The organism is Pseudomonas sp. AKS31 (assembly GCF_023634765.1).
Classification (GTDB): domain Bacteria; phylum Pseudomonadota; class Gammaproteobacteria; order Pseudomonadales; family Pseudomonadaceae; genus Aquipseudomonas.
Window position 1 is genome coordinate 686,231 of sequence record NZ_JAMLFX010000003.1, and the last position, 11,981, is coordinate 698,211.

The 11,981-nt window shown below is 60.9% G+C and carries 9 protein-coding genes; 6 read left to right on the forward strand and 3 right to left on the reverse strand.

Features of this window, described 5'->3' with window-relative positions; all coding sequences use genetic code 11:
• Positions 1 to 42 precede the first annotated feature (42 nt).
• Positions 43 to 1,338, reverse strand: a complete 1,296-nt coding sequence (gbca, locus tag M9827_RS14125) for a glycine betaine monooxygenase oxygenase subunit (RefSeq protein WP_250605877.1) — start codon at positions 1,336 to 1,338, stop codon at positions 43 to 45.
• Positions 1,339 to 1,622: 284 nt separating this feature from the next.
• Between gbca and gbcB the strand changes: the two genes are divergently transcribed.
• Positions 1,623 to 2,723 (forward strand): glycine betaine monooxygenase reductase subunit, encoded by a 1,101-nt coding sequence (gbcB, locus tag M9827_RS14130; RefSeq protein ID WP_095187122.1) that lies wholly within the window; start codon positions 1,623 to 1,625, stop codon positions 2,721 to 2,723.
• A gap of 180 nt (positions 2,724 to 2,903) precedes the next feature.
• On the opposite strand, the gene M9827_RS14135 is transcribed toward gbcB, so the two are convergent.
• Together M9827_RS14135 and M9827_RS14140 are read right to left on the reverse strand one after the other, a co-directional pair.
• Complete coding sequence (locus M9827_RS14135; protein ID WP_250605878.1) at positions 2,904 to 3,728, reverse strand: SDR family oxidoreductase; 825 nt, start codon at positions 3,726 to 3,728, stop codon at positions 2,904 to 2,906.
• Positions 3,729 to 3,862: 134 nt separating this feature from the next.
• Positions 3,863 to 4,903 (reverse strand): threonine aldolase family protein, encoded by a 1,041-nt coding sequence (locus M9827_RS14140; RefSeq protein ID WP_007913115.1) that lies wholly within the window; start codon positions 4,901 to 4,903, stop codon positions 3,863 to 3,865.
• Between the two features lie 126 nt (positions 4,904 to 5,029).
• Between M9827_RS14140 and M9827_RS14145 the strand changes: the two genes are divergently transcribed.
• The 5 genes from M9827_RS14145 to M9827_RS14165 all read left to right on the forward strand — a co-directional run bounded on the left by M9827_RS14145 (position 5,030) and on the right by M9827_RS14165 (position 11,893).
• Positions 5,030 to 5,740 (forward strand): TraX family protein, encoded by a 711-nt coding sequence (locus M9827_RS14145; RefSeq protein WP_250605879.1) that lies wholly within the window; start codon positions 5,030 to 5,032, stop codon positions 5,738 to 5,740.
• Positions 5,741 to 6,010: 270 nt separating this feature from the next.
• Entirely contained in the window at positions 6,011 to 7,264 is a 1,254-nt protein-coding gene (locus tag M9827_RS14150; RefSeq protein WP_250605880.1) for a serine hydroxymethyltransferase, read from the forward strand.
• 20 nt (positions 7,265 to 7,284) lie between these two features.
• Positions 7,285 to 8,535, forward strand: coding sequence for a sarcosine oxidase subunit beta (locus M9827_RS14155; RefSeq protein WP_034155011.1), 1,251 nt, complete (start codon positions 7,285 to 7,287; stop codon positions 8,533 to 8,535).
• Between the two features lie 14 nt (positions 8,536 to 8,549).
• Entirely contained in the window at positions 8,550 to 8,879 is a 330-nt protein-coding gene (locus M9827_RS14160; RefSeq protein ID WP_105705687.1) for a sarcosine oxidase subunit delta, read from the forward strand.
• Complete coding sequence (locus M9827_RS14165) at positions 8,876 to 11,893, forward strand: sarcosine oxidase subunit alpha (RefSeq protein ID WP_250605881.1); 3,018 nt, start codon at positions 8,876 to 8,878, stop codon at positions 11,891 to 11,893. The genes M9827_RS14160 and M9827_RS14165 overlap by 4 nt, the downstream gene beginning before the upstream one ends.
• Positions 11,894 to 11,981 lie beyond the last annotated feature (88 nt).

Consider the following 11,981-nt stretch of genomic DNA (forward strand, 5'->3'; position numbering starts at 1 on the left):
ACACCATCAACCACTGTGGGAGCTGGCTTGCCAGCGATGCTTTTAGCCTTGGACGGGAACGCCTTTGAGGTACGGTGCTGGCTCGGCGCCAAGGTTGTTCAGCATCCGCTCGCTGTACCAGTCGACGAAGTTGACCACGCCAAACTCATAGGTCTTGGAATAAGGCCCAGGCTGGTAAGCGGTGGAGTTGATCCCGCGCTGGTTCTCTTCGGCCAGACGACGATCCTGATCGTTGGTCGCGTCCCACACCTGACGCATACGTTCCACGTCGTAATCGACACCCTCAACCGCATCCTTGTGCACCAGCCATTTGGTGGTAACCATGGTTTCCTGCGCGCTGATCGGCCACACGGTGAAGACGATGATGTGGTCGCCCATGCAGTGGTTCCACGAATGCGGCAGGTGCAGGATGCGCATCGAGCCGAGGTCGGGGTTCTTGATGCGGCCCATCAGTTTCGCGCAGCCCTGTTTGCCGTCGAGGGTCATCGACACGGTGCCTTTGAGCAGCGGCATGCGCACGATACGGTTGCGCAGGCCGAAGCTGGCGTGGGCGTAAGGAATCTTCTCGGCTTCCCAGGCTGCGGCAGAAGCGGCGACGTGATCCTTGAACGCCTGATCGGCGCGCGGGTCGGTGACGTCGTCCCACTCCAGCAGGGTTTTCAGCAGTTCCGGGTGCGACGCGTTGCAGTGGTAGCACTCGCGGTTGTTTTCCAGCACCAGTTTCCAGTTGGCCTTTTCCATCAAGGTGGTGGTAATTGCCACCTTGGTGTTCTCCATGTCGTACGGTTCCATGTAATGGTTCAGCGTCGACAGGAAGTCATCGATGGCCGGTGGATTGTCCGCCAGGCTGATGAAGATATAGCCGCCAGCAGTTTTCACGTTCACCGGTTTCAGGCCGTATTGCTTCATGTCGAAGTCGGCGCCCATTTCGGTGCCGGCGAACAGCAGGCGCCCGTCCAGCTCGTAGGTCCACTGGTGATAGTGGCAGACCAGTTTGGCGACCTTGCCTTTTTCGCTGGTGCACAGGCGCGAGCCACGGTGGCGACAGACGTTGTGGAACGCGTGCACCACGCCTTCGGCGCCACGAATGACAATGATCGGGTTTTTGCCGACCTGCAGGGTCAGGTAGTTGCCCTTGGCCGGGATTTCGCAGGTCATGCCGGCGATCAACCACTCTTTCTGGAAGATTTCCTGCATGTCGATATCGAACAGCCGCTCGTCGCTATAAAACGGTTGTGGCAGCGAGAACGTGCGCTCGCGCTCCTGCAGCATCTGTGCGGTGGCCTTGCGTGCGGGTTCCAGCGGATCGCCCAGGCTGATTTTTGCGGTGACGTCCATCGATGTGATCCTCGAGGCCATTCTGTGTGGCCGATGAAAAGTGGCTGATCAGGGGTGCTACGCAAGGTGTAAAGGTTTCGTCTTGGTGTGAGGCGAGTGTGGGGCCGGCGCTGCCGCGAACCTTATCCATGGGCGACATGGTGCAATCTGTTCCCGACGCGCAACCCCCGGTGGTTGGGGGCTGGTCGCGATAAGTATGCCGATGTCGCGGATAGGTAAACGGGCGGTCTGCGCTATACGCAGAATCGCCACATGAAGGCCGACAGTCGGCCGTGGAGAACAGCATGTCCAACAGCTTCCTGAATCCGGTCACCACCCAGACCTGGGCCAATGGCCGACACATCGTCCGTTGCGTCAAAGTCATCCAGGAAACCTGGGACGTGCGCACCTTCTGCTTTATGGCCGACCAGCCGATCCTGTTCTTCTTCAAGCCCGGGCAGTTCGTGACCCTGGAGCTGGAAATCGACGGCCAGCCGATCATGCGCTCGTACACGATTTCCAGTTCGCCGTCGGTGCCGTACAGCTTTTCGGTGACGATCAAGCGCGTGCCGGGCGGCAAGGTCTCTAACTGGCTGCACGACACTCTGCATGAAGGCCAGGAACTGGCGGTGCACGGGCCGGTCGGGCTGTTCAATGCCATCGACTTCCCGAGCCCGAAAGTGCTGTACCTGAGCGGCGGCGTCGGCATCACGCCGTGCATGTCGATGGCGCGCTGGTTCTACGACACCAACGCCAACGTCGACATGACCTTTATCCACAGCGCGCGCTCGCCGAAAGACATCATTTACCACCGCGAGCTGGAACACATGGCGTCGCGGATCGATAACTTCAGCCTGCACCTGATTTGCGAGAAACATGGCTTGGGCGAGCCGTGGGCCGGGTATCGCGGTTACCTGAACCATAAAATGCTGGAACTGATGGTGCCGGACTTCCTTGAGCGCGAAGTGTTCTGCTGCGGCCCGACGCCGTACATGAACGCGGTCAAGCGTCTGCTGGAAGTGGCCGGTTACGACATGTCGCGTTATCACGAGGAGTCGTTCGGTGCTACGCCGCCAGAAGCGCGTGCCGATGCGGTGGAGCAAGCCGAACAGGCAGCCGATGCGCCAGAAATCGATGCAGCGGATCTGCATCAGGTCGAGTTCACCGCGTCCGGCAAGAGCATTCGCGTGGCTCCGGGCGAGACCGTGCACGCGGCGGCGGCCAAGCTGGGGCTGATGATTCCGAAAGCCTGCGGTATGGGGATTTGCGGGACGTGCAAGGTGATGAAGCTGGGCGGCGAAGTGGAGATGGAGCACAACGGCGGGATCACCGAGGACGATGAGGCCGAAGGGTTTATTCTTTCGTGCTGCAGCGTGCCGAAGGGGGATGTGCGTATCGAGTTTTGAGTGAGGCGAGTTTTTGCGTACGGCTTGCCCCTCACCCCAGCCCTCTCCCGAGGGAGAGGGAGCCGATTTTTGGGCTTTTCAAAATGTGAGTTCGGCTCGCTATTTCAAGTCGGCGTAACTTTGATAAACACCACGGTCAGTCCCCTCTCCCTCCGGGAGAGGGCTAGGGTGAGGGGCTTTTCAGTCGATAAACAAATCCGGCATCAGTGCCGCATCGCTTTCTCGATCAAAGCGATATTGATCGAACTCAGCCACACCGCTTTCACGCAAAATCTCTTCGTCAATCAACAACCGCCCGGTAATTTGCCGCCCGCTGCTATCCAGAATCACATGCGCTGCATCCGCCATGATCGCCGGCGTGCGCGCCAGCTTGAACGACTCGCGATTGCCCAGCTGAAACTCGATTGCCGCTGTGGCAATCATCGTCTGCGGCCATAGCGAATTCACACTGATCCCGTAGCTGGCGAATTCTTCGCTCATCCCGAGAGTAAGCATGCTCATGCCGTACTTGGTCACGGTGTAGGGGCTGAATTGGGCAAACCACTTGCTCGCCAGATTCAACGGCGGTGACAGGTTGAGAATGTGCCCGGCGGATTTTTTCAGATAGGGCAGGGCGGCCTGGCTGCACAGCAGCACCGCGCGGGTGTTGATCTGGTGCATCAGGTCGAAACGCTTGAGTTCGATGTGCTGTACGCCCGTGAGCTTGATCGCCCCGGCGTTGTTCACCAGCGCATCAATGCCGCCGAAATGCTCGTTGGCCTGAGCCAGTGCCTGGCGCACGGCGTCTTCATCACGCACATCCACTTGCAGCGCCAGGGCCTTGCCGCCGGCGGCTTCGACTTCGGCGGCGACGCTGTGGATGGTGCCGGGCAGCTTGGCGTGGGGTTCGGCGCTTTTAGCAGCGATGACGATATTGGCTCCGTCCTTCGCGGCGCGCAGCGCAATCTCACGCCCGATGCCACGGCTGGCGCCGGTGATGAACAGGGTTTTGCCTTGTAACGACATGCCGATGCTCCTGCTTATTGTTAGGTGAGCGGAGGCTCGACAGACACTGTAGACCAGGCAGATCAGGTAACACTGTCTCCGCCATTGATCGTTCCCACGCGGAGCGTGGGAATGATCGGTGAGGTGCAGTCAGGTCAGGCGGACATGACTTCGCGGATGTCGCGGGCCAGTTCGCGCACGCGTTCTTCTTCGGTGTCCCAGGAGCACATGAAGCGCGCGCCGCCCTTGCCGATGAAGGTGTAGAAGCGCCAGTTCTTCGCAGTCAGTGCAGCAATCGCTGGCTCCGACAGTTGCAGGAACACGCCGTTGGCCTGCACCGGGAACATCAGTTCCACGCCCGGAATGTCGCTGACCAGTTCTGCCAGCAGTTGCGCGCAGTGGTTGGCGTGGCGGGCGTATTTGAGCCAGGCGTCGTTTTCGAGGATGCCGACCCATGGCGCCGAGAGGAAGCGCATTTTTGACGCCAGTTGCCCGGCCTGCTTGCAGCGGTAATCGAAGTCTTCCGCCAGTTTATGGTTGAAGAACAGAATCGCTTCACCCACGGCCATGCCGTTCTTGGTGCCGCCGAAGCACAACACATCGACACCGGCCTTCCAGGTCAGATCCGCTGGCGAGCAGCCGAGGAACGCGCAGGCGTTGGAGAAACGCGCGCCGTCCATGTGCAGGTGCAGGCCCAGTTCCTTACAGGTGGCGCTGATGGCGCGGACTTCTTCCGGGGTGTAGACGCTGCCGACTTCGGTGGCTTGAGTCAGGGTCACGACGCGCGGTTTCGGGTAGTGAATGTCCTGGCGCTTGAGCGCGACTTCGCGGATCGATTGCGGGGTGATCTTGCCGTTTTCGGTGCCGGCGATCAGCAGTTTCGAACCGTTGGAGAAAAATTCCGGGGCGCCGCATTCGTCGGTTTCGACGTGGGCGGTTTCCGAGCAGATCACGCTGTGGTAACTCTGGCACAGCGACGACAGGGCCAGCGAGTTGGCGGCAGTGCCGTTGAAGGCGAAGAACACTTCGCAGTCGGTTTCAAACAATTGGCGGAAATGGTCAGCCGCGCGTGCGGTCCACTCATCGTCGCCATACGCGCGCTGGTGGCCGTGGTTGGCCTGTTCCATCGCAGCCCAGGCTTCAGGGCAGATTCCGGAATAGTTGTCGCTGGCGAATTGTTGGCTCTTGTCGGTCATGGCCGGCTTCCGTGGTCGAGACTCTTGTGAAGGCTCGTGGTCAATGATGGTGCGCACTTTACCGAAGATCTTCCGGGGAGCACACGAGATGTCGCGTTCAGAAAGTTACCAGTTAGCGGCCCGATTATGCACCTGAGCAAACGCGACGGCGCACTGGATCTGCTCAAGTGGCTGGCGCTGCTGTGCATGTTGCTCGATCACCTGCGATATGTCGGCTTTTCCGCCGATTGGCTGTATGTGCCGGGGCGGCTGGCGTTTCCGTGGTTTTGTCTGGCGATGGCGGCGAATCTTGATCGTGCGGGGGCGCGCAAGACCGAGTGGCGGTATCTGGGCTGGTTGCTGTTGTTCAGCCTGGTCAGCGAGATTCCGTATCGGTTGTACATTCCTGATCCCGACACGTTGAACGTCATGCCCACTCTGGCGTTGGGATTGCTGGTGGCGCGAGGCTGGCAGGATCGGGCCTTGGCATCGCGAGTGCTCGGCGCTGGCGCGTTGCTGCTTTCGGCGCTGTTCTCGGAACGGCTGATGTTCGGTTTCTTTGGTGTGCTGTTGCCGCTGGCGACGTTGTGGGTGATTCGCCGGCAATGGTATTTCAGTCTGTTGCCGGGGCTGGTGTGCCTGGCGGCGAATCAGTGGCGGGTGTTGTTCGAATCTGTGCGGTTCGGCAATGAACTGGCGATCTTCGGCCTCATCGTTTGCCTGATTGCGCCATTGCTTGGGATGTTGCTTTTGCGACATGCCCAAACGATCCAGCCGCCACCGATGCGGCGCTGGGCCTACGCTCTGTATCCGGCGCATTTCCTCGTACTGCTCGCCCTCCGCCAAGTCATCGCATAACCCCTGTAGGAGCTGCCGCAGGCTGCGATCTTTTGACTTTGGCTTTTCAGAATCAAAAGCAAGATCAAAAGATCGCAGCCTGCGGCAGCTCCTACAGGGGACTGCATTCTCCAAGCCATTTCCAGCCATGTCGTAAACGCACCTTTGCGTGGCGCGCGCAGGCATTTGAGCTGTCTGCGCCGGTCATACCATCGGCATCAAAGGGCACTGCCTTCAATGCCAGTGCCTTACCGAGACGAATGGCGCACAGATGCCGCTGGGAGAGACGCGATGTTCAGCAAGCAAGACCAGATCCAGGGTTACGACGATGCACTGCTGGCGGCGATGAATGCCGAGGAGCAACGTCAGGAAGATCACATCGAGCTGATCGCGTCGGAGAACTACACCAGCAAACGCGTCATGCAAGCGCAGGGCAGTGGCCTGACCAACAAATACGCCGAAGGTTATCCGGGCAAGCGCTACTACGGCGGCTGCGAGCACGTGGATAAAGTCGAGGCGCTGGCCATCGAGCGCGCCAAGCAACTGTTCGGCGCCGATTACGCCAACGTCCAGCCACACTCCGGTTCCTCGGCCAACAGCGCCGTGTACCTGGCGCTGATCCAGCCGGGCGACACCATCCTCGGCATGAGCCTGGCCCACGGCGGTCACCTGACCCACGGCGCCAAAGTGTCGTCCTCGGGCAAGCTCTACAACGCTGTGCAGTACGGCATCAACACCGACACCGGGCTGATCGATTACGACGAAGTCGAGCGTCTGGCCGTCGAATCCAAGCCGAAAATGATCGTTGCCGGATTCTCCGCTTACTCGAAGACCCTGGACTTCCCGCGCTTCCGTCAGATCGCTGACAAAGTCGGCGCGCTGCTGTTCGTCGACATGGCCCACGTCGCTGGTCTGGTCGCCGCCGGTCTGTACCCGAACCCGCTGCCGTACGCCGACGTGGTCACTACCACCACCCACAAAACCCTGCGCGGTCCACGTGGCGGGCTGATCCTGGCCAAGTCCAACGAAGAAATCGAGAAGAAGCTCAACGCCGCCGTGTTCCCCGGCGCTCAGGGCGGCCCGCTGATGCACGTCATCGCCGGTAAAGCCGTGTGCTTCAAGGAAGCGCTGGAGCCGAGCTTCAAGGCGTATCAGCAACAAGTGATCGACAACGCCCAAGCCATGGCGAGCGTATTTATCAAACGTGGCTACGATGTAGTGTCCGGCGGCACCGATAACCACTTGTTCCTGGTCAGTCTGATCCGTCAGGGCCTGACCGGCAAAGACGCCGACGCCGCCCTCGGTCGCGCCCACATCACCGTCAACAAGAACGCCGTGCCGAACGACCCGCAATCGCCGTTCGTGACCTCGGGCCTGCGCATCGGCACCCCGGCTGTCACCACTCGCGGTTTCAAAGTGACCCAGTGCGAAGTGTTGGCTGGCTGGATCTGCGACATCCTCGACAACCTCGGCGATGCCGATGTCGAGGCCAATGTCGCCCAGCAAGTGTCGGCCCTGTGCGCTGACTTCCCGGTTTACCGCTGAGCGTTCTGGAGTAAATGACTATGCAACGCTATTCGGGCTTCGGCCTCTTCAAACACTCCCTCAGCCACCATGAAAACTGGCAGCGCATGTGGCGCACGCCGACGCCGAAGAAGGTCTACGACGTGGTCATCGTCGGCGGCGGCGGGCACGGTCTGGCGACTGCCTACTATCTGGCCAAAGAGCACGGCATCACCAACGTGGCCGTGGTCGAAAAAGGCTGGCTGGGCGGCGGTAACACCGCGCGCAACACCACCATCGTGCGCTCCAACTACCTGTGGGACGAGTCGGCGCACCTCTACGAACACGCGATGAAATTGTGGGAAGGCCTGTCGCAGGACCTCAACTACAACGTGATGTTCTCCCAGCGTGGCGTCTACAACCTGTGCCACACCCTGCAGGACATCCGTGATTCCGAGCGTCGGGTCAGCGCCAACCGTCTCAACGGCGTCGATGGCGAGCTGCTCAACGCCAAGCAAGTCGCTGACGAAATCCCGTACCTGGACTGCTCGAAAAACACCCGCTACCCAGTGTTGGGCGCCACCGTTCAGCGTCGCGGCGGCGTTGCCCGTCACGATGCCGTGGCCTGGGGCTTCGCCCGTGCCGCCGACGCCTTGGGCGTGGACTTGATTCAGCAGACCGAAGTGATCGGTTTCCGCAAGGAAAACGGCGTGTGCATTGGTGTTGAAACCAACAAGGGTTTCATCGGCGCCAAGCGCGTCGGCGTGGTCACCGCCGGTAACTCCGGGCACATGGCCAAACTCGCCGGTTTCCGTCTGCCGATCGAATCGCACCCGCTGCAAGCGCTGGTGTCCGAGCCGATCAAACCGATTATCGACAGCGTGATCATGTCCAACGCCGTGCACGGTTACATCAGCCAGTCCGACAAGGGCGACCTGGTGATCGGCGCCGGTATCGACGGCTACAACGGCTACGGCCAGCGCGGTTCGTACCCGGTGATCGAGCACACCATTCAGGCCATCGTCGAGATGTTTCCGGTGCTGTCGCGGGTACGCATGAACCGCCAGTGGGGCGGCATCGTCGACACCACGCCGGACGCTTGCCCGATCATTTCGAAAACCCCGGTCCCGAACATGTTCTTCAACTGCGGTTGGGGCACCGGCGGTTTCAAGGCAACACCTGGCTCGGGCAACGTGTTTGCGGCGAGTCTGGCCAAGGGTGAAATGCACCCATTGGCTGCACCTTTCTCCATCGACCGTTTCCACAACGGTGCGTTGATCGATGAACACGGCGCTGCTGCGGTTGCCCACTAACAGGAGAAATTCCCATGTTGCATATCTTCTGTCCTCACTGCGGCGAACTGCGCTCTGAAGAGGAATTCCACGCATCCGGTCAGGCGCACATTCCGCGCCCGCTGGATCCAGGCGCCTGCACTGACGAGGAGTGGGGCGACTACATGTTCTTCCGCGATAACCCGCGCGGTCTGCACCACGAGCTGTGGGATCACGTTGCCGGTTGCCGCCAGTACTTCAACGTCACCCGCGACACCGTGACCTACGAGATTCTCGAAACCTACAAGATCGGCACCAAGCCGCAATTCACCGACAAGGCTGACTCGGCGAAAACAGCCACGACGGCGCAGGGAGAGAAGGTATGAGCCAGACCAATCGCCTGTCCAACGGTGGACGGATCGACCGCAACAAAGTGCTGAGCTTTACCTTCAACGGTCAGAGCTACAAAGGCTTCGAGGGTGACTCGCTGGCCGCCGCGCTGATCGCCAACGGCGTCGACATCATTGGCCGCAGCTTCAAGTATTCGCGTCCTCGCGGGATCTTCGCCGCCGGTGCCGAAGAGCCGAACGCGGTGCTGCAGATCGGTGCTACTGAGGCTACGCAGATCCCCAACGTGCGCGCCACGCAACAGGCGCTGTATCAAGGTCTGGTCGCGACCAGCACCAACGGCTGGCCGAGCGTCAACAACGACATGATGGGGATTCTCGGCAAGGTTGGCGGCAAGCTGATGCCGCCGGGTTTCTACTACAAAACCTTCATGTACCCGCAATCGTTCTGGATGACTTACGAGAAGTACATTCGTAAGGCTGCCGGTTTGGGCCGTTCGCCGACCGAAATCGATCCGGACACTTACGACTACATGAACCAGCACTGCGACGTGCTGATCGTCGGTGCTGGCCCTGCCGGTCTCGCCGCAGCCCTGGCCGCAGCGCGCAGCGGTGCCCGCGTGATTCTGGCCGATGAACAGGAAGAGTTCGGCGGCAGCCTGCTCGACTCCCGCGAAAGCCTCGACGGCAAACCGGCGATGGATTGGGTTGCCAGCGTCATCGCTGAACTGAAGGACACCCCGGACGTGCTGCTGTTGCCGCGCGCCACGGTCAACGGTTACCACGACCACAACTTCCTGACCATTCACGAACGCCTCACCGATCACCTCGGCGACCGCGCACCGATCGGCCAGGTGCGTCAGCGCATTCACCGCGTTCGCGCCAAGCGTGTGGTGCTGGCGACCGGCGCTTGCGAGCGTCCGCTGGTCTACGGCAACAACGACGTGCCGGGCAACATGCTTGCCGGTGCGGTGTCGACTTACGTGCGTCGCTACGGCGTAGCGCCGGGCAAAAAACTGGTGCTGTCGACCAACAACGATCACGCCTATCGCGTTGCTCTGGATTGGCTCGACGCCAGTCTGCAAGTGGTGGCCATCGCCGACGCCCGCAGCAATCCACGTGGTGCATTGGTGGAAGAGGCGCGTGCCAAAGGCATTCGCATCCTCACCGGCAGCGCCGTGATCGAGGCCCGGGGCAGCAAGCGCGTTACTGCTGCCCGCGTCGCCGCGATCGATGTCAAAGCCCATGCCGTGACCAGCCCTGGCGAATGGCTCGACTGCGATGTGGTCGCCAGCTCCGGCGGTTATAGCCCTGTCGTGCACTTGGCTTCGCACCTCGGTGGCAAGCCGACCTGGCGCGAAGACATCCTCGGTTTCATCCCGGGCGAAGCCCCGCAGAAACGCGTGTGCGTCGGTGGTATCAACGGCGTTTACGGTCTCGGCGATTCGCTGGCCGATGGTTTTGAAGGTGGCGTGCGCGCTGCCAGTGAAGCCGGTTTTGCTGCGGTCGAAGGCACTCTGCCGAAAGCCCTGAGCCGTCTCGAAGAGCCGACCCTGGCGCTGTTCCAGGTGCCGCATGAAAAGGGCACCGCTCGGGCGCCAAAGCAATTCGTTGACCTGCAAAACGACGTGACCGCCGCCGCCATCGAACTGGCAACCCGCGAAGGTTTCGAGTCGGTCGAGCACGTCAAACGCTACACCGCGCTGGGCTTCGGCACCGATCAGGGCAAGCTCGGCAACGTCAACGGTCTGGCCATTGCCGCCCGTTCGCTGAACGTGACCATCCCGCAGATGGGCACCACCATGTTCCGCCCGAACTACACGCCGGTGACTTTCGGCGCCGTGGCCGGTCGTCACTGTGGGCACATCTTCGAACCGGTTCGCTACACCGCACTGCATGCCTGGCACGTGAAGAACGGCGCCGAGTTTGAAGACGTCGGTCAGTGGAAGCGTCCATGGTATTTCCCGAAAAACGGTGAAGACCTGCACGCCGCCGTGAAGCGCGAATGCAAAGCCGTGCGCGACAGCGTCGGCCTGCTCGACGCCTCGACCCTCGGCAAGATCGACATTCAAGGCCCGGATGCCCGCGAGTTCCTCAACCGCGTGTACACCAACGCCTGGACCAAACTCGACGTGGGCAAAGCCCGCTACGGTTTGATGTGCAAAGAAGACGGCATGGTCTTCGACGACGGTGTGACCGCGTGCCTGGCGGACAACCATTTCGTCATGACCACCACCACTGGCGGCGCCGCACGCGTGCTGCAATGGCTGGAGCTGTACCACCAGACCGAATGGCCGAACATGAAGGTCTACTTCACTTCTGTCACCGACCACTGGGCGACCATGACCCTGTCCGGGCCGAACAGCCGCAAGCTGCTCAGCGCCGTGACCGACATCGACCTGAGCAACGAAGCATTCCCGTTCATGACCTGGAAAGAAGGTCTGGTCGGCGGCGTGCCGGCGCGGGTGTTCCGCATCTCGTTTACCGGTGAGCTGTCGTACGAAGTCAACGTCCAGGCCGACTACGCGATGGGCGTGCTGGAGAAAATCGTCGAGGCCGGCAAGCAGTACAACCTGACCCCGTACGGCACTGAAACCATGCACGTCCTGCGGGCCGAGAAGGGTTTCATCATCGTCGGTCAGGACACTGACGGCTCGATGACCCCGGACGACTTGAACATGGGCTGGTGTGTTGGTCGCACCAAACCGTTTTCCTGGATCGGTCAGCGTGGGATGAACCGTGAAGACTGCGTGAAGGATCAGCGTAAGCAACTGGTCGGCCTGAAGCCGATCGATCCGACCAAATGGCTGCCGGAAGGTGCGCAACTGGTGTTCAACACCAAACAGGCGATCCCGATGACCATGGTCGGCCACGTGACTTCCAGTTACGCGCACAACTCCCTCGGTTATTCGTTTGCCATGGGTGTGGTCAAGGGCGGTCTGAAGCGCATGGGTGAGCGGGTGTTTGCACCGCTGGCCGATGGCAGCGTGATTGAAGCGGAGATTGTTTCTTCGGTGTTCTTCGATCCGAAGGGTGATCGCCAGAACATTTGACGGCCTCGAGAACTGTGGGCGGGCGGCTATTCGCGAGCAGGCTCGCTCCCACATTCGACCGCGTTCCCCTGTGGGAGCGAGCCTGCTC